Below are 19,207 nucleotides of genomic sequence, written 5' to 3'. Positions count from 1 at the left end.
AACTTGGCCCCTTCGAGGAAGCCGGAAAATAGAAGTACACCCAGCCCCTGTCAACACCTAAAACAGGTTGCAGCGACAGAATTCCGGACAAAGTCCATTCCTTCGTCGCCCGCCGTAGACATGAAACAGGGCAATCACCTGATCGTTGCGTAGAACCGATAAAAGGCTAGCGTTCCGTTTTCAAGCATTTTTACGCGATTCATCCACATTTCCATCTCTGGCACCAGATATGTCAGCACATCCGGGTCCAAACCGCTGTTCTGGATATCTGCCAGCATCGCCATCCATGCTGCTTTGATCTGACTGACATGCACATCCGTCTCGTCCTTGGCGATACGGATATCGAATTTCAGCTTGCCCAACACCTTTTTGTATTGGTCAGCCGTCCATGGAAACGGTTTGAAGTCCTCATACTTTGCCCAATTGGCCACCTCATCTTCGTGGCCCTCGGACGTCAGGACATAATCGGTCAACAATATCTGGCCGTGATCACGCAGCGTTTCCGCCACCGAGACCAGCAAGACATCCTTTTTTTCGATGTGAAAAAGATCGCCAAACGAATAAACCACGTTGAAATAGGCTTTGCGCAAATCGGGGTTAGCCGGATCAAAGGTCTGCACCGGGACTTTTTTCTGAACTCCGGCCTGCACGGACCGCTCCATCCCCAGCAACGCCAGTTCGCCATCCCGCTCGTAGGCAGTTACCCAGACACCAAGCTTGTCGGCAAGCAAACGCGCAACCCCGCCAAGCTTCGCCCCGATTTCAAGGCAGCTCAGCGTCTCGTCAAGTGCAAGCGGCTTTGCCAGTTCCAACGCATAATCATGACCACCCGGGATCATGATGCCGCGATCAAACAGCTTGGCATAAAGCTTGATTCGTTCCGGTGGCCAGCGACCGATTTCATCATCAAGGTCAAGCTCGCCCAGTTCCGGCTCGACCGGCCGGGCAAGAAACAGGCGCATTTTGTGAAGCCACGCCCGGTAATCATCGATTTCTTTTTGCAAAAGATAATATTCGACCGGGTTGTCATACCCCTGCCAACGCGCACGAAGCTTTGTTGCAAGGCTCAGACTGTGACCTTCGGGCATCACGAATTCCGCCATATCACCACCATGACCACCATTGTGATCAAGGACATCGCCGTCATGGTCGGCATTGCGTTGCCAGAATTTAAGTTTCAAGGCGGATACTCGCTAAGCGGTTCGCAGATAAGCGGATCAATTCTTGCAAAATATGGCAAATACGCAAAAGTGACAACGTGTTAAGATTTCAACCATATGATCCCAGCATCGATACGAATATAAAGTGAATGTGATTTAACCTGCCCGGCTTCGGGACAATGTTTATGTGCAGGATGCCTTTTCACGAATGAGCCAGGATCACCTCGGGATCTATTATCGCCTGCTGAAAATTGCGCCGGGCGCCAGCGCAAAGGAAATCAAGCTTGCCTACCGCAAGCTTGCCTTTGAATTTCATCCTGATCGCAATACAGATATCGACGCCGAGGAAAAATTCAAGGACATCACCGAAGCCTATGAAATCCTGACCGGCGCGCGCAAGGCACCGCCAAACCCATCACGCAACGGTAAAAACGGTACCGGCACAAATGATGGCACAGCCGGCAAACAGCAAAACGGCCCCTATGGCCCACAGGCCGCCGGTGCCCAAAACGCCAATTCGCAACAACGCACCCGTCAGGGCTTTGCCGGTACAGGGCGCAAGGCCGAAACCAACCGCGAAAGCGAAGAGGAACGCTTTGCCCGCGCCAACGAAGCCTATCGCCAGCAGCAGGAACGCAACGCGGCACGCAAATCAAACATCCATCCAGGTGCCAAGCGCCACGCAAAAGCACGCGCAAAGCCCGATCAGGCCGGTTTTGTCCGCTGTGCCGTGACAGAAGTCGTATCCGCCCAACCCCGCATGGTTGAATTCACCATTGTGCGCGGTTTTCTCAATTCCCTGAAAATCGAAAAAATCACCGCCAACCTTGCCCCTAAAGGGGCAAAACGTATGGCGCTTAAGGCCAGCTTCAAAACATGGCTGCGCGGTTTCTGGGGCTGGCGCAGCTTCATCCCGGCATGGCGGGCAATCATTGGTAATATGCGCGGCGGCACCCTGCCCGCAGAGGGCAATGCAAAACTTCTGTTCACACAGGCCACTGCGTTCGAACGCAGCGGAAATAAACCCCTTGCCCGGGCCGTGTTGTTACAAGCCAGTGATTTCATCGGCACCAACCGGTCGGTGCTGGCCGAACAGATCCGCGCCAATCTGCGGCGTCTGGATGACGGAAAACCCCTTCGCCGGGTCCGCAGCGAATGGAAACAGGCCGGGATGCTCGATGCCCTTTTGCATCTAAGCCCGCTGTTTGTTGCCATTTTCTGTTTGCTGGTGGCGTTTGGACCGGGGCAAGGCTTTGTCAGTCACGACATCCCGCAACTTGTTGCCGACAAGACCAGCGAACTGACGCGATCCGTCGAAAAGCTGATCGGCGAAGATCGCGATCCCTATTATATTGACCGTGATCTTCTGAACATGCGCGAAGGCCCCGGTATCGAATATCCGGTCATGCGGCGTCTGGCACGCTTCGAAACCGTCTATGTCGACGGACCAAGCGAGGATTTCTGGATTGAAATTGAAACAGCCCTTGGCGAAACAGGGTTCGTCAATCTGGATGCGCTGGTTCCCGGAAGCGGTGCCAAAGCCCGCGATGAATGGTGCGCTACAAACAGTTGCGACTGACCGCGGATACGATCAGTCGCAAAAGAAACTCATTTGATATGGCCTGATGGAACCGGTCAGTTCTTGACCGGAACCGCCTTCAGCGCCGCCAGAAGATAATCCCAGAAACGCAGGACACTTGGCACATGGACGCATTCGTCCGGGCTATGCGCGCGTTTGATGGTCGGGCCAAATGAAACCATATCCCAGTGCGGATATTTCGCGCCCAATACACCACATTCAAGCCCGGCATGAATGACCCGGATTTCAGGGTCTTTGCCAAACATGTCGCGATGAACCGCTTTCATCATATTGACGACTTCGCTATCCGCGTTCGGCTTCCAACCGGGATAGGCATCGCCCCACTTCACCGTCGCGCCGATATTTTCAAACACCGATGTCGCAACCTCGCGCAGGGCATCCCGCGCCGAATTGATTGAACTGCGTGCCGAAAGGGTCACATCCGCCTTCCCATCAGCCAGTTTGACAATCGCCAGATTGATTGACGTTTCCACCACACCTTCAACGCTGGTGCTCATGGCGTGAACACCGTTCGGTGCCCCGACAACCGCGTTATTGAAACGTTTGGAATCCGCTGCACTCATCGCTTTTGCTGGCAATGCGACATCTTTGGCTGCGATGGCAAAATTCGGCTCGATCGCGCCGATCTCGTCTTTGACCTCGGCGGCAAAGGCGCTCAGCGCGCCATCAAAGGCAGATACCTTGTCGGACGGCAAAACAACCGTTGCAAAGGATTCCCGCGGGATCGCGTTGCGCGCCGTACCGGCATTGATGGTCACAATCCGCGCACCAAGATCACGAATGGCGGGGCGCAGGAAACGCGCCATCAGCTTGTTGGCATTGCCAAGGCCCAGAATGATATCAATGCCCGAATGGCCGCCCTTAAGCCCGGTCAGGGCAATTTCACGCGCGACCTGCCCGCCTTCAACCGCTTCGGGGGTATAGGCAAAACTCGCGACCAGATCACCGCCGCCGGCACAACCCACACAAAGCTCGTACTCGTCTTCGGTATCAAGGTTCAGAAGGATTTCGCCCTTAAGCCGCCCCGGCTCAAGGTTCATCGCACCCGTCAGGCCGCGTTCCTCATCAACCGTGAACAACAGTTCCAGCGGACCATGTTCAAGACCTTCTTCGGTCATGAACCCCATCATGGCCGCCGCCCCGATGCCATTATCCGCACCAAGGGTGGTATTGTCGGCCGTGATCCATTCACCATCCATGATCATGCGGATCGGGTCGGTATCAAAATTATGGGTCGATCCGCTATTGGCCTGGGTCACCATATCGACATGGGCCTGAAGGATGACCATCTTGCGATTCTCGAACCCCGGTTTGGCCGGAATGGAAATGACAAGGTTGCTGCCGCTGTCGCGGAAATGGGCGAAACCCTTGGCATCGGCCATCTTTTCCAGAAGCTGCAAAACGGCTTCTTCCTTGGTCGACGGGCGCGGGGTATCGCAAAGCTTCTGGAAGTTTTCCCAGATTGCGACCGGGGCAATTTTGCTGATCTCATTCACGGTGGCGCTCTCCTGTATCGTTTATTCGCGGCATTTATCGCGGGTGCCCCTGCTGCTTAGCGCATCGGCACCGCAATTTCCAGATCATCTACGGGTTTTTACGCAACCCAGTGACAAATGATTGGATTGATATCTAGTCGATCCCGACAACATTGCTGCGCCGTTCAAGCAGCAGCACATCGCGCCACTGCCCCTGCATCGGGCCATATCCCATCCGGCCAAATCCGCTACGCTGGCAAAGAATTTCGAACCCGTGTTTTCGATGAAGGGCAACACTGCCGGTATTTTCCGGGAATATCCCGGCCTCCAGCGACCAGAAACCGTTCTGTTCCGAACCACGGATCAATGCGTTCATCAACGCACTTCCGATGCCCCGCCCTTGGCATTGCGGATCGACATAAACCGATACCTCCGCAACACCGGCAAAGGCACAGCGCCCCGAAACAGCAGACAATCCCGCCCAGCCCGTCACCTGACCGGCCTCATCGACGGCAACATACCGGCATTTCGTCAAATGCCCGTTATCCCAGTCGTCCCAGCTTCCGCCGTTTTGTTGAAAGGATGCATGGCCGGATTTCAGTGCCCGGTCATAGATATCGACAACAGCATCACCGTCCGAAGACCGCATTTCACGAATTGTCATCTTTCGCCTGCCCGATTGCGCAAAGCGCGAAGATAATTCACGGAAATTCAGTTGTCGATATCATCATCGAAGGTCAGGAACCTGATCGTGTCGCGACCGGCTTCCTTGGCGTCATACATCGCGCGGTCCGCCACCAGCAACGCCTGCTCCAGTTCCACAAACTGCCCACGCAGTTCCCCGCCGACAGTTACACCGAAACTGGCCGTGATGGTCACCATCTCGCTGCCTGAAGCACCGACCGGGATTTCGATGGCACGGATCATATTGGCAAGCCGTTCCGCAATACGCTTCGTAACCGCCGTGGTTGCAGATGGCAGCAGGACAGCAAACTCTTCTCCGCCCAGACGCACGACAAGGTCATCATCACGAAGCGCCTGCCGCAAGGTGATGGCAATTTTCTCAAGAACCCTGTCACCAACAGAATGGCCATAGGTATCATTGACGTATTTGAAATAATCCAGATCCAGCACCACCAGCCCGAATTGCCAGACCTTGCCTTTAAGCAGGCGAATTTCGCGAAGACGGCTGACAGCGGATTCAAATCCGCGCCGGTTCAGCGCCCCGGTCAGCGGATCGGTCGAAGCAAGCGCGTCAAGATGCTGCTCCTTGCGCTTGTGGCTGGAAATATCCAATGCCGAAACCATCACCCTGCCATCTTCCATCAGGTTCATGCGAATATCAGCGTGAGAACCGGACGGGGTTTCAACACTATCGACATTGGCGTGCCCGTGGCCACCTTTGATCATGGATGCATACAAATTGCACAAAATCGAAATATCAAAGACCGGATCGTCATCTTTGTTTTGTTGTTCTTCGCCAAACAGGCGGGCAAATTCACGATTGAAGTTCGTAACATTCTGATGGACATCAAGCATGGCTACAGCCGATGGCACCATGCGGATGACCTCGGTCACAGCTTCTTCAAGCCCGGCCTTGGTTCGCATCAGGGCTTCGTTCATTTCGACTTCTTCGCGCACGTCATGTGCCGTGGTCAGGATTGCCGGGCGTCCGTCGTGCCACAAAATCCGCTCGTCGGTCAGATCGCGCCAGACCGTGCTACCATCATCAAGAATATCGCGCACACGATGACGCTCGCCTTCACGCGCGCCGTGTAAAATATCAGCAACATGTTTTATCGCCCGATCCCGATCCGCTTCGGGAATAAACCGCAAGATATCGGGTTTTTCCATGAAGGCACTGGCATTGTCCGCCCCCATCAGGCGGGCAAAGGCATCGTTGACATAAAGTGCCGTCATGTCGCGATGGACCATCACGCCAATAAAGGACCGTCCCAGCATGTGATCGACCTGCATGGCCGTCGTGCCGTTATCAATCAGCTGTGCAGTGGTTAGAACCGCGTTGTCATCGCCCCATTCGACGGTTTCGTCGCTGATCTCCATCCAGACCGGGGTTCCATCGGTGCGGATGTTATAGACCTTTTTCCAACCGTGAAAACCGGTCGAATCCTGAAACTTCGCAACAAGCTTGCTGGCTTCGTAATGGAAACTGGGCGGGATATACTGGCGCAGATCGGGCTCCGCCATGAAATCCTTCACGTCTTTTCGGCCAAGCATTTTCGCATAGGCGTCATTGACATACACAGCGTTCAAATCCCTGTGCACGACAACTCCCACCCGCGACCGCCCGTAAAGACGCGCGATTTCAGTCGGTTCGAATCGCATCAAAGCCCCATCTTCCCCGCCAATGCGATCTAACGCGCTACCTGTCCGGTTTGGCAGCGTTCATTCCGCGCGCTAATTGATCAGATTTTACACTACATTAAAAATTATTAAAATACGGCACTTGGCCTCACACCCTTGCGAATAGTTGCAGTGCAACCTGAACGGTTTCGGCTAATCCCCCCTCACGGGAGGCGCGCATCAACCGCAAAGTGGCTCTGCCCTCTTCTCTTCACAAATCTGATGTGAAACCATGAGATATATGTTGTCTCCAGAATGATAATTCCAGAACCACCACCGGACAGAATTTATGAAACACAACAATAATTACGAAATCATTCGCCGCACACGCGGTTGGGACGGCCATTTCAAACTTGATGTATATGAATTGCGCCATCACCTTTTTGACGGCGGCCAAAGTGCGGTTCTGCAGCGCGAGGTTCTTGAACGCGGGCATGCGGTTGCGGTCCTGCCCTATGACCCGGTGCGTGACGAAGTCGTTTTGATCGAACAATTCCGCCCCGGCGCCATTTCGGTGCATCAGCGTTTCCCTGAAATGCCGCTTTGGCTGACAGAAATTGTCGCGGGCATCGTCGAGGATGGCGAGGAAATGGAAGATGTCGCGCACCGCGAAACCAAGGAAGAATCCGGTTGCACCATCATCGGCGACCTGGAACTGATTTCGCGTTACTATGTCACCCCCGGCTGTTCGAGCGAGACAGTCACCATGTATTATGGTCGGGTCGATGCGTCGGGTGCCAATGGCCTGCATGGTCTGGAAGAAGAAGGCGAAGACATTCGCGTTTATACGGTATCGTCCGATGAATGCTTTGCCATGTTGCGTGACGGACAACTCTGCAATGCAACGGCGACGATTGCCATTCAGTGGCTGATGCTCAATCGCGACCGTATTCGCCGGGAAGCCGGGGTTTCCGGTCCATGAGTGCGGTTTTAGGATGTGAATTAATTAACACACAAATTACGTGGTAATTTTTAATCCATCTTGACTTTTGTGTATAAAAGACCCAATCAACAGGTAACAAAACACATTCTAACCACGCTTGGAGTCTGTCATGGACATTCGCAATGGCACCATTGAAGCCATTGGCCGCACCCCGCTTGTGAAACTCAGAAAGGTTTCCGAGCTGACGGGTTGCACCATTCTGGGCAAGGCGGAATATGCCAATCCGGGCGGATCGGTCAAAGACCGCGCTGCCCTTGCCATCATTCGTGACGCGGAAAAACGCGGCCTTCTGAAGCCCGGCGGCGTTATTGTCGAAGGCACGGCTGGCAATACCGGCATCGGTCTTGCCGTGGTCGGCAACGCGCTTGGCTATCGCACAGTGATCGTCATCCCCGAAACGCAAAGCCAGGAAAAGAAAGACCTGTTGCGTTTGCTCGGTGCCGACCTTCGCGAAGTCCCCGCCGTCCCCTATCGCGATCAGAACAACTATGTTCACGTTTCGCGCCGTCTGGCCGAAGAACTGGCAAAGACCGAACCGAACGGGGCCATCTGGGCCAACCAGTTCGATAACGTCGCCAACCGTCAGGGCCATATCGACACCACCGGCCCCGAAATCTGGGAACAGACCGACGGCAAGATTGACGGCTTTATCTGTGCGGTCGGTACCGGCGGGACACTTGCCGGTGTGTCGATGGCACTTAAGGATCGCAACAAGGATATTCAGATCGGTCTTGCCGATCCGATGGGGGCTGCTCTTTACAGCCACTACAAATTTGGCGAACTGAAATCCGAAGGAAGCTCGATCTCCGAAGGCATCGGTCAGGGCCGGATCACTGCCAACCTCGAAGGTATCGATATCGATCACCCGTTCCAGATTTCAGATGATGAAATGCTGCCGATCGTCTTTGACCTGCTCAAGGAAGAAGGGCTTTGCATGGGTGGCTCGACCGGCATCAACATCGCCGGTGCGGTACGTCTGGCCCGTGAACTCGGCCCGGGCAAAACCATCGTCACCATCCTGTGTGACCTTGGCACCCGCTATCAAAGCAAACTGTGGAACCCGGCCTTCCTCAAGGAAAAAGGCCTGCCGAGCCCCGATTGGCTCTAGGCACGCCTGTAACCAGCGATCAGACAGAAGCCCCCGCCCGATAGCGGGGGTTTCTTTTTATCTGTGTCAGGCAACGGCCTCAGCCCGTCTTGCGGCCTGCCAAAGGTAAGTCCCGCAAATCGCCGCCCCAATCAGAAGCGCCCCGGCAAACGCCGCCACCGCGTCCCAGCCGCCATGCGACCAGAACCAGCCGCCGACCGATCCCATGATGCTTGAACCCAGATAATAGGCCAGCAGATAAAGCGATGACGCATGGCCCTTGGATTGTTTCGCCATCCGCCCGACCCAGCCGCTTGCCACCGAATGGGCAACAAAGAACCCGCTGGTCAGGACCATGATCCCACCGATCATGCCCCAAAGGCTGGAAAGCAGGGTCAAGGCAACCCCGGCACCTGCAATCAGGATACCCGCCAGCAAAACCGGGCCCCGGCCGATCCGATCTGACATGGCACCGGCGATGGACGACGTCACCATCCCGCAAAGATAAACCACAAAAATCAGGCTGATCTGCCCCTGGCTCAGGTCATAGGGGGCCGCGGATAAACGGAACCCGGCATAATTATACACCGTCACAAAACAGCCCATCGCAAATGCCCCGATCAGGAACACGAATGGCAGGCCGGGATGGCGCAGATGCCCTTCCCACGCGCGGATATGATAGGATAATTGAAAACCGGGGCGGCGCACGAAATTGCGCGATGCCGGCAACAGGATGACAAACCCAAGGGCAGCCAGCAAACCAAGTGCCCCCATCGCACCAAGGGCCAGATGCCAGCCAAACATATCGGTCAGAATGCCGATCACCACGCGCCCGCTCATCCCGCCAAGTGCGGTCCCGCTGATGTAAATTCCCATCGTGGTGCCAAGGCCGCGCGGATGCATTTCCTCGGCCAGATACGCCATCGCCACCGCCGGAACCCCACCTAAAATAAGGCCCTCAAGCGCACGCACCACCAGGAATGCATGCCAGTCGGAAAGCAACGGCGCAATCAGGTTCAAAATAGACGCGCCGCACATCGATGCAAACATCAATTGCTTGCGCCCGAATGCCTCGGACACCGCCCCGGCAAGCAGGATGGCAAAGGCAAGAAACCCGGTCGTCAGTGACAGCGCAAGCGAACTGGATGCCGGGCTGACGGCAAAATCGCGCGCCAGTTCCGGCAATAGCGGCTGCACGCAGTAAATCAGCGAAAAGGTCGCATACCCCGCCAGAAACAGCGCCAGACTGATCCGGCGGAATTCCGGCGATCCCGGTTCGGTATAAACCGGCTCGGCCCCGGCGGCGGCTGGCTTGATATCATCATTGGCAGCCTGCGCTGCGGGGCTTTCCACCCGGTGGGCACTCATATTCCGGCCTCGTTTTGAAGAATTCTGATCTGACCGAAAGGATTGCAGCTTTCTCGATATCGGTCCAATATATGTCACAGTCATTTTCGATATGTTTTGGATATACCGGATGGAACTGCGTCATATTCGATATTTTCTTGAAGTCGCCCGCGAGGGGAACTTTACCCGTGCCGCAGCCCGCATCGGCATCGGTCAACCGCCGCTAAGCCAGCAGATCCGCGATCTTGAAACCGAAATCGGCACCCAGCTATTTCATCGCGTCCCGCATGGCGCGGAATTGACCGAGGCCGGAATTGCCTTTCGCGATATCGTGCAGCATTTCCCCGAACTGGCGGAACGCGCCATCCGTGCCGCCCGTCGCGCCGGTCGCGGTGAAATCGGCTCGATCCGGGTGGGCTTTACCGCATCCGCCGCGTTTAGCCCCAGCGTCCCACGCGTTTTCCGTGATTTCAGGCGCGCCTATCCCGGTGTTGAAATGACGCTGGAAGAAAACAATTCCGCCCGCCTTTTGAATGCGCTTATGGACGAACAGCTTGATGCCGTCTTCCTGCGGCAGGGGGGCGCCAACAGCGATGCCATCAAACTGCACCGCCTGAAATCCGAACCGATGCTGATCGTGCTTCCGGCGGGTCATCCCGCCGCCCGGCATGAAACGGTTGCGCTCGAAACCCTGCGTGACGATGCCCTGATCCTGACCCCGCGCCAGGTCGGACCAACCCATTTCGATATCGTCGTTGCCGCCTGCCGTGCCGCCGGATTTGAACCGGTCATGGGGCAAAGTGCACCGCAATTGGGCTCGGTGATCAACTTTGTCGCCGCCGAACTCGGTTTCTCACTCGTCCCCGCCGCCATGGCACAATTGCAGGTCAATGGCGTGGTCTATCGCAAGGTCGCGGGCGATGTCCCGATGGCGCATCTCGCACTGGCCTATCGCAGCAACGATATCTCGACCGTGCTGCGCAACTTCGTCAGCCGCACGCTGAATGCCCATCGCGCAGAAGATCAGGAAAACGACCTGAACAATTGAACCTTATTTATTTTTATCGATCACACCGCAAATTGCATCGACGGCCTGATCCACCGTCATCTTTGCCGTATCGATAATCAGATCAACCCCGTCCCACGGTTCGTAATGACGGCCAAGGACCTTGTCCCAGTCGGGCTGATGCAGGTTTTCAATGTCACAGGATCGCGTTTCGACACGGTGGCGATGCTCCCCCGGATCGGAACAGATCAGCTCAATCTGCACATAGGGTTTACTGGCGCGCTCTGCTGCCAGTCGCCATTCACTTCGGGTTTCTTCAACCGAATTGACCGCATCGCCAATCACCGTCAGGCCGAGCTTAAGGTTATCGGTCGCCTGCCGGTTGGCAACCATATAGCCGACCGGGCCGATATCATCATCGGGCAAAACCCCGGCATCAAGGATCGCCTGCTCTATCGTGTCGATCCGAAGATGCACCGCACCGATTTTTTGCGCCAGTGCGCGTGCAATGGATGTCTTGCCAACACCGGGCAAACCGCCAAAAATGATTAGCATATTCTATCCTTTCTCCGGCCCTGACCCTAAAACCGACACTCCCTGACTGGCAAGCATCTGATTTTGGGCTAGATTAACCCCAACACTGAAATCCGGCGCGCCGTTTTCGGCCTGCGCCCAATTGGGATTATGCCTATGCCCCGTTTTTCCGTTCTTGATCTTTGCCCCGTTAACGAGGGCGAACATCCGCGCGATGCGCTTCGCAATACGCTTGAACTGGCCCAGCATGCCGAAAAGCTCGGCTTTCATCGCTACTGGCTGGCCGAACATCACAACATGCCCGGCATTGCCAGTGCCGCAACATCGGTTGTCATATCCCATGTGGCTGCGGGCACCAAAACCATCCGCGTTGGTTCGGGTGGTGTGATGCTGCCCAATCACGCACCATTGGTGATTGCCGAACAGTTCGGCACCCTTGATGCGCTTTATCCCGGCCGTATCGATCTTGGCATCGGGCGCGCACCGGGAACCGACCAACGCACCGCCGCCGCCCTTCGCCGTGATATGCACGGGACCGAGGAACGCTTTATCCAGGACGTGCTTCAGGTCCAGCAATTCCTTGCCCCCCTTGAAGGCAATCCGCCAATCCGCGCCGTTCCGGGTTATGGTTCCGAAGTCCCGATGTGGCTTCTGGGCAGCAGCCTGTTTTCCGCTGATCTGGCCGCACGCCTTGGCCTGCCCTTTGCCTTTGCGTCACATTTTGCGCCCGATATGCTGATGGATGCGCTGTCGCTGTATCGCCACCGGTTCGAACCCAGCAAACAGCTTGATAAACCCTATGCGATTGCCGCGATGGGCTTCTTTGCCGCCGATACCGACGAGGAAGGCGAATTTATTGCCACCTCCATGCAGCAGCAATTCCTGAACTTGCGGCGCGGTTCGCCGGGCCAATTGCCCAAACCGGTCAAATCGATGGATGACATCTGGAACCGGGTGGAAAAGGCCGGGGTCGATCATGCCATGCGCTGTGCCGCAATCGGCTCGCGCGACACGGTTCGCAAAAAGCTGCGCGACTTCATCTATATGACCAAGGCCGATGAAATCATGGTCACTGCCAATATCTTTGATCACGCAGCACGGCTGAAATCATTCTCGATTGCCGCAGAACTGCGCGACGAACTTGAAACCGAACAAACCGCGCAAAACTGCGCCTGAAACAATTAGTCAGACAATCACCGGGCTCGACTGAAACCAGCCGGGCCCGGTTTTGTATTTCATCATACGAAATGCCATAACTGTTTTCTTGCGCTTGCAGAAGCACTGGGACAAGATGTCGGCCCGGTTGGAAAATCAACCGCAACACATTGTTCCAAAAGGTTTTGGCTCGCCCCCATGACAGACTTCCTTCTGGCTGCCCTGCCAATCGCCACCATTCTGTTTCTGATGATCAAGGCAAACTGGGGCGCGGCACGCGCCGGCGCGGCCGCATGGTTTGTCACCGTTGCCATCGCCATGATCGCGTTTGGTGCGCCGACCGATATGGTGATCATCGCCCAGGCCAAGGGCGTCATGCTGGCGCTTTACATTCTTTATATCGTCTGGGCCGCCCTGATCCTTTATTTCGCAGCCGAAGAAGCCGGGGCCATCAAAACCATCGGGCGGGCCATCCGCCAGCTAACCGATGATCGCCCGCTGCAATTGCTGATCCTTGGTTATGTGTTTGCCACCTTCCTGCAGGGCGTTGCCGGGTTCGGTGTGCCGATTGCGGTCATCGCACCGCTTTTGCTCGGCATGGGGTTCTCGCCCGTCATCGCCGTTGCCGCCCCGATGATCGGCCATAGCTGGTCGGTGCTGTTTGGCAATATGGCAACCTCGTTCGAGGCCCTGATCGGCGTGACCGGCATTCCCGGTACCGAACTGACGCATTATTCCGCCATTCTGCTTGGCCTGTCGGGCTTTACCTGCGGGGCGGCGGTTCTGTGGCTCGATGGTGGTTTTCGCACCGTGCGTCGCCGGATCGTGCCACTGGTACTGATTGCCGGTGTCATGGGTGTCGTTCAATATCTGATGGCGAATTACGGCGTCTGGACGCTGGGCGGGCTGACCGCCGGGATTGCCGGGCTTGTCACCTCGATCATCGTCACCCGGTTCTGGAAACCCCATCCCGATGACGTCACCGAACCAAACGGGGATGACGACCATCACCACATGCCTTTGATCGAGGCATTGACCCCTTACCTCGTTTTCATGGTGATTGTCGGTCTGGCAACCTTTGTCCCCCAGGTCGAGGATTTCCTGTCCGGTCTTCGCCTGACCTTCGATTTCCCGGCAATCTCAACCGATCTTGGCTGGAATATCGATGCCGAAAGCGCCAAACCGATTGCTATTTTCGGCCATCCCGGCGCGTTGCTGCTTTATACCGCCGCCATCAGCTTTGCCTTTTTCAAAATCCGCGGACGCTATGACAACGGCATTGCCAGACGCATCTGGCAACGCACGGTCAAAAGCGGCCTTCCGACCAGCATCGGCATGGTGCCGGTCATCGGCCTTGCCATCATCATGGATCATGCCGGCATGACCTATGCCCTGGCCGAAGGCGGGGCTGCGCTGTTTTCCGGCTCCTTTGCCATCGCCTATCCGGTGGTGGCCCCGGCCATCGGGGCCTTGGGTGCCTTCATGACCGGCAGCACGAATAATTCCAACGTGGTCTTTGGCATGTTCCAGCGCCACACCGCCGAACTTTCGGGCATTTCAACCGCCCTTGTTCTGGCCGCACAGGCAACCGGTGCATCACTTGGCAGCATGCTGGCCCCGTCAAAAATTCTGGTCGGCTGTTCGACGGTCGGGCTTTCGGGCAAGGAAGGACCGGTATTATCGGTCGTGCTGAAAACCGGTGTGCTTCTGACCGCCCTTTGCGGCTTCATGGCGCTGGGCCTGTTGCTGATTGCGATGATCGGGGGTTAAGACCATGAAAAACAAACTGTTCAATCCGGTCTTTCTGTTTCTGGCGTCCCTGATCCTGCCGCTGGTCGCGTTCGAAGCCTTGATCAACGAAGATGCCGCACTTTCCGGTATCCTGTCAGGCATCCCGGTTGACATCCCTGTGGGCGGCATTCTGTTTGGCCTGTTTGCGGCCGTCATGGCGCTGATTGCCATCAAAAAGTAATGCGATCCCGGCCCGATATCAGGGCCGGAACATCGCAAGCTTGATCCCGAACGCAATAAACACGCTGCCGGTCACGGCCTTTAACGCCCGCTGGAACGATCCGCTGCGCGCCACGCCTGTCAGGCGCGATAACAGAATGATCATCGCCGAAAACCAGATGACATTGATGCTGGCATGCACGCAAACCAGCATGAAGGCCGATGCAATCGCCCCGTCACCGACCGGAATGAATTGCGGAAATGCCGCAAGATAGAAAATCGATACCTTGGGGTTAAGCGCATTGGTCAGAAACCCTTCGCCATACGCCACCAGAAGCGTCCTGCGGCGTTTGGCCGGGGCCACTTCGGCAACGGTTTTAACCCCGCGCCACGCCTCGCGCAGCGCCTTGAACCCGACCCAGCAAAGATATGCCGCACCGGCAATCTTCACCATCATGAACAATTGTGCCGACTGCACGAGGATCACCGAAATCCCTAAAATCGACAATGTGCCATGCAGGTAAAAGGCGGTCACGAAACCGGCAACATTGGCAAAACCTGCCGCACGGCCCGATGTCGGAACTGTTTTGGCAATCAGAACGCCATTGGGGCCCGGCGACATCACCAGAAGGGCGGTGACAAGCGTAAAGCTGACAAACTGTGTCCAATCCATCGGAATGGCTCCATAAAAAGGGTGGCCACGAAACTATAGATGGATTGTAAAAACCGGCAAGCGCGCGATTGTACCGATACATGACAATCGAAAAGGCAATTTAAAAGGTCGACAAAAAGACGGGGCTCAATAGTCCGCTTTTGCGCACCTCGCACTGTTTCCTATCCATAAAACGCAATGGATATCCACTTCGCGCAGGAAAATATCGCATCCCTGCCGTTGCTGTGGCGACCCATGCGCAAATCCCCTAATCCTCGGACTTCCATTTCATGAACTGGCTTAACTGCCGATCTGACTGATGCGCAAAATGCCAACGATTTCTCCTGCCGCGCATAAGCCAGATCAAAATGATTGAAGACAAAAATGAAAAAATATGCGGTTGGATTTGTCTGTAGCTGCGCCGTCGCTTTTGCGCCATCCGCGCATGCTCAGGACGCAGATGGCGGCAACAAATGGGGACCGCATATCGACCTTGAAGGCAAGGCCGGCACCGACCGCAACCTTGGTGAAACCGATCTGTTCATTCCGCTATGGCAGGATGACGATACCCTGGCCTTTGCCAATATCCGCGCGCGGATGGATGATGCCAACAGTCACGAAGGCAATTTCGGTGTCGGCATTCGCCAGATGCTTGATAGCGGCTGGAATATTGGCGGCTATGGCTATTTTGATCGCCGCCACAGCGCGTATGACAACAAATTCAATCAGGTGACTTTCGGGGCCGAAGCCCTTTCGCTTGACTGGGATTTTCGCGCCAATGCCTATATGCCGGTCGGCAGGACAAGCTATATGGAAGACAGCCTGAGCACGGCGGATTTTTCCGGCACCACGATCATGTACCGTCAGGGCGAAGAACGCGCCCTTCGCGGTTTTGATGCCGAAATCGGCTGGCGCGCGCCATTGTTTGAAGCCACGGCACCACAACAATTGCGCCTTTACGCAGGCGGCTATCGCTTTACCGAAGACGATGTGGACACGCTACAGGGACCTCGCGGGCGGCTTGACCTGACCTTTGATGAAATACCGTTCCTGTGGGAAGGCTCACGCTTTTCGCTGGGGGCTGAAATCCAGCATGACGACCCGCGCGGCACACAAAGCTTTGCCAGCTTCCGCCTGCGCATTCCGCTTCAGGATTTTGGCGATAATCCCAAACCGCGCCTGAACGCTATCGAACGCCGCATGACCGATCCGATCATACGCGACATTGATATCGTCAGTCAGGCCGGGCAATTCACCACGGCAGAGGAAATAACAAGCACAGCCAACGGCAACACCATCACACTTGTCAGCAGTGCAACAACATCAAGTGCCGACCTCGCCACGACCATCTCATCCGCCGGTGCCAATTCGACCGTGATCCTGAATGGCAGCTTTGCCAATGTGAACAGCCGCCTTGATGTGCAAAATGGTCAAACCATCATGGGGGCTGGCGACCTCAACGTTCAAACACCTTCCGGTCGCACCGTGACCATTACCACACCGGGTGCCAGCCTAAGCGGCGAAGGATCCTCTCCGGTCGGTTTCGGCAGTCCAAGCCATATTTTCAACATGGCCAGCAACAGCCGCCTTGTCGGCGTTACCGTCTCAACCTCCGACACGCAGGCAACCGCAGCAGTGCGGATTAACGGCGTGAATAACGTCGAAATCATCAATAGCACATTGACCAGCAACGCCACGGGCAACACGTCCTTTGGCATACAGGTTATCGGAAACGCGCAAAACACCGTCATTCGCGGCAATACAATCACATCCACCAGTAACGATACCTTTGCCTATGCCCTGTCAGTCATCGGATCAGACAACCTCGTCTTCGAGAACAACACACTCAATATCAGCGGGGCGACAAACAACCACCTGATTTTCTTTAACCTGAACAATACGAATCTCTCCGGCTCCGGCAACAGCGGCAATGTAAGCACATGCAATGTCGGTGGCGGGACAAACACCGGCTCCATCAGTTTCACGACAGCAACGCCGACCTGCCCTTAATCAGGAATGCTGTTGATAACCGGATGATGTCATGCCAACGGTCTGCCGCTGTCCGCGTTGATATCGGGGGGGGGCAACCTGGCTACAACGTATTTCGCTTGAATGTTCCTATTTTGTTCTATAATTTGAGCATATGCGAAACATCATCGAACCAACACCCGATCACATCGAAACCGCCCAACCGGGCGAAGGCTGGATCAATCCGGATTTTGATCCGGATCTGCTGCCCGCGCGCCGGCAAAAGGGCCGCGGGGCGGTATCGAACATTGATGGCCGATTTGAACGCCATATCCATCAGGCGGTCGATGATGGCTGGATGAACAGCCTGATGGAAGATCAGGACGCGCCGCGCATCCGCACCACCCTTGGCATTGATGGCGCGCGCAGCGTGATTACCAGAAATCAAAGCCCCGATGTGCCGTTTGACCGTTCGATCAATCCCTATCGCGGCTGTGAACATGGCTGCATCTATTGCTTTGCCAGGCCAACCCACGCTTATCTGGGCCTGTCGCCGGGCTTGGATTTTGAAACAAAACTGTTCTGGAAACCCGACGCCCCGACCCTTTTGCGCAAACAGCTCGCCGCCAAAAGCTACATGCCCGCCCCGATTGTCATTGGCACCAGCACCGATCCCTATCAGCCGGTAGACCGTGAAAAACAGCTGACCCGCTCAATCATCAGGGTGCTTGGCGATTGCCAGCATCCCTTTTCGATCATCACCAAGGGCGCACTTGTCACCCGCGACATTGATCTGATCGCACCAATGGCCGCCAGAAACCGCGCGTCGGTCGCAATATCGGTCACAAGCCTTGATCACAGATTATCCAACCTTCTCGAACCGCGTGCCTCCGCCCCGCACCGTCGGCTTGATGCCATTCGCAAACTTGCCGATGCCGGTATCCCGGTCACGGTCCTGTGCGCGCCGATCATTCCCGGCCTGAATGACATGGAAATCGAAAATCTGGTTGCCGCGGTGCGTGACGCCGGGGCAACGTCGGTATCGCACATCGTCGTCCGCCTGCCGCTTGAAATCGCCGACCTGTTCGAAGAGTGGCTCGAAGCCAATTATCCTGATCGCAAGGCAAAGGTCATGTCGCTGATCCGCCAGATGCGCGACGGCGAACGCTATCAGTCCGAATTTGGCACCCGCATGCGCGGCACCGGCCCGATTGCCGACCTGATCGCCAGACGGTTTGATGCCGCACGCAAAAAACACGGCATGACCGGCCGGTCGCTCAACCTTGATTGCAGCGGCTTTGTCCGCCCCAGCGCGAACGGGCAAATGTCGCTGTTCTGAAATCACCAGCAACATCGCCCTCCTCACACCCAAGCCTTGCTCGCGCGACCGGCGGGCACCAACCCGATCACTCCGCCCCGGTCACTCCGCCACAATCACTCTGCACGACGGATCAGCATCGTTCTCTGACCGCCAACGGTAAGGCGCAATACTTCGCCATCATCAAACGCGTAACTCAGGATATGATGATCAGGATCCACAATCTGTTTGTCCTCGATCATGACAGCACCATTTGCGACCAGCGCGCTCGCTGCAGCAATGGTATCGGCAAACCCCGCCATCAGAATAAGCGGCACCACCCCGATCCCGTCTTTCAGGGCATTGGGCGTGAAATCAAGTGTCGGCATGCGATCCGCAAGGGAGATATGGGTCATTTTCCGGTTTCCTTGTTGGTGGGGCCACCTCGGGCAAACCGGTTTATGGAAAAAACAAAGGCCGCCCTGGGGCAGCCGGTCTTGGTTTAATTTACAAACACATCAACAGGCGCCGCGCTATGTGCACGACGTAAAATAGGCGTTCTGATGTGTAACAATGTTTTCCATCTTCAAATCATTACGTACCTTATGCTGTCAGGTCAAGCCTGATTGCAGCAGCTTTATCCGTCCGAATGCCAACCGGCAGATGCAG

17 protein-coding genes are annotated in these 19,207 nt (G+C 55.9%); 9 read left to right on the top strand and 8 right to left on the bottom strand.

The genetic code is table 11. The features are described from left to right. Positions 1 to 134: 134 nt before the first annotated feature. On the bottom strand, positions 135 to 1,181 hold the full coding sequence (locus IT971_RS08550; protein WP_063092891.1) for a methyltransferase domain-containing protein: 1,047 nt from the start codon (positions 1,179 to 1,181) through the stop codon (positions 135 to 137). A 187-nt stretch (positions 1,182 to 1,368) separates the two neighbouring features. Here IT971_RS08550 and IT971_RS08545 point away from each other — a divergent pair, with 187 nt between their 5' ends. Further along, a complete protein-coding gene (locus IT971_RS08545; protein ID WP_007090006.1) occupies positions 1,369 to 2,739 on the top strand; it encodes a DnaJ domain-containing protein in 1,371 nt (456 codons plus the stop codon). Between the two features lie 56 nt (positions 2,740 to 2,795). On the opposite strand, the gene IT971_RS08540 is transcribed toward IT971_RS08545, so the two are convergent. The 3 genes from IT971_RS08540 to IT971_RS08530 form a co-directional block, all read right to left on the bottom strand. After that, positions 2,796 to 4,256: an aminoacyl-histidine dipeptidase gene (locus IT971_RS08540; protein WP_063092890.1), complete on the bottom strand. Its 1,461-nt coding sequence runs from the start codon at positions 4,254 to 4,256 to the stop codon at positions 2,796 to 2,798. 133 nt (positions 4,257 to 4,389) lie between these two features. Next, positions 4,390 to 4,899 (bottom strand): GNAT family N-acetyltransferase, encoded by a 510-nt coding sequence (locus IT971_RS08535; protein WP_063092889.1) that lies wholly within the window; start codon positions 4,897 to 4,899, stop codon positions 4,390 to 4,392. Positions 4,900 to 4,946: 47 nt separating this feature from the next. Continuing rightward, positions 4,947 to 6,581, bottom strand: coding sequence for a diguanylate cyclase (locus IT971_RS08530; protein WP_063092888.1), 1,635 nt, complete (start codon positions 6,579 to 6,581; stop codon positions 4,947 to 4,949). Positions 6,582 to 6,888: 307 nt separating this feature from the next. On the opposite strand from IT971_RS08530, the gene IT971_RS08525 reads away from it, so the two are divergent. Together IT971_RS08525 and IT971_RS08520 are read left to right on the top strand one after the other, a co-directional pair. Further along, positions 6,889 to 7,521: an NUDIX domain-containing protein gene (locus IT971_RS08525; protein ID WP_063092887.1), complete on the top strand. Its 633-nt coding sequence runs from the start codon at positions 6,889 to 6,891 to the stop codon at positions 7,519 to 7,521. A 130-nt stretch (positions 7,522 to 7,651) separates the two neighbouring features. After that, complete coding sequence (locus IT971_RS08520; RefSeq protein ID WP_007090011.1) at positions 7,652 to 8,650, top strand: cysteine synthase A; 999 nt, start codon at positions 7,652 to 7,654, stop codon at positions 8,648 to 8,650. A 66-nt stretch (positions 8,651 to 8,716) separates the two neighbouring features. Here IT971_RS08520 and IT971_RS08515 read toward each other — a convergent pair whose 3' ends face one another. Then, complete coding sequence (locus tag IT971_RS08515; RefSeq protein ID WP_063092886.1) at positions 8,717 to 9,997, bottom strand: MFS transporter; 1,281 nt, start codon at positions 9,995 to 9,997, stop codon at positions 8,717 to 8,719. Between the two features lie 109 nt (positions 9,998 to 10,106). On the opposite strand from IT971_RS08515, the gene IT971_RS08510 reads away from it, so the two are divergent. Next, positions 10,107 to 11,024, top strand: coding sequence for a LysR family transcriptional regulator (locus IT971_RS08510; protein WP_063092885.1), 918 nt, complete (start codon positions 10,107 to 10,109; stop codon positions 11,022 to 11,024). Between the two features lie 3 nt (positions 11,025 to 11,027). Here IT971_RS08510 and IT971_RS08505 read toward each other — a convergent pair whose 3' ends face one another. Next, a complete protein-coding gene (locus IT971_RS08505) occupies positions 11,028 to 11,537 on the bottom strand; it encodes an AAA family ATPase (protein WP_063092884.1) in 510 nt (169 codons plus the stop codon). A 135-nt stretch (positions 11,538 to 11,672) separates the two neighbouring features. On the opposite strand from IT971_RS08505, the gene IT971_RS08500 reads away from it, so the two are divergent. From IT971_RS08500 to IT971_RS08490, 3 genes are all read left to right on the top strand, one after another. Beyond that, a complete protein-coding gene (locus IT971_RS08500; protein WP_007090015.1) occupies positions 11,673 to 12,692 on the top strand; it encodes an LLM class flavin-dependent oxidoreductase in 1,020 nt (339 codons plus the stop codon). Between the two features lie 177 nt (positions 12,693 to 12,869). Next, entirely contained in the window at positions 12,870 to 14,441 is a 1,572-nt protein-coding gene (locus IT971_RS08495; protein ID WP_063092883.1) for an L-lactate permease, read from the top strand. A gap of 4 nt (positions 14,442 to 14,445) precedes the next feature. Beyond that, a complete protein-coding gene (locus IT971_RS08490; RefSeq protein WP_063092882.1) occupies positions 14,446 to 14,643 on the top strand; it encodes a hypothetical protein in 198 nt (65 codons plus the stop codon). Positions 14,644 to 14,661: 18 nt separating this feature from the next. On the opposite strand, the gene IT971_RS08485 is transcribed toward IT971_RS08490, so the two are convergent. Next, complete coding sequence (locus tag IT971_RS08485; protein ID WP_063092881.1) at positions 14,662 to 15,294, bottom strand: LysE family translocator; 633 nt, start codon at positions 15,292 to 15,294, stop codon at positions 14,662 to 14,664. A 363-nt stretch (positions 15,295 to 15,657) separates the two neighbouring features. Between IT971_RS08485 and IT971_RS08480 the strand changes: the two genes are divergently transcribed. Next, entirely contained in the window at positions 15,658 to 17,283 is a 1,626-nt protein-coding gene (locus IT971_RS08480) for an inverse autotransporter beta domain-containing protein (protein WP_063092880.1), read from the top strand. 133 nt (positions 17,284 to 17,416) lie between these two features. After that, on the top strand, positions 17,417 to 18,580 hold the full coding sequence (locus IT971_RS08475; RefSeq protein WP_110252308.1) for a PA0069 family radical SAM protein: 1,164 nt from the start codon (positions 17,417 to 17,419) through the stop codon (positions 18,578 to 18,580). 95 nt (positions 18,581 to 18,675) lie between these two features. Here IT971_RS08475 and IT971_RS08470 read toward each other — a convergent pair whose 3' ends face one another. Then, positions 18,676 to 18,954, bottom strand: a complete 279-nt coding sequence (locus IT971_RS08470) for a hypothetical protein (protein WP_063092879.1) — start codon at positions 18,952 to 18,954, stop codon at positions 18,676 to 18,678. Positions 18,955 to 19,207: the final 253 nt, after the last annotated feature.

This window comes from Thalassospira sp. B30-1 (assembly GCF_015767575.1).
Classification (GTDB): domain Bacteria; phylum Pseudomonadota; class Alphaproteobacteria; order Rhodospirillales; family Thalassospiraceae; genus Thalassospira; species Thalassospira xiamenensis.
Note: the sequence above shows the minus strand (reverse complement) of the source record. Positions and strands in the feature narration are given on the sequence as shown.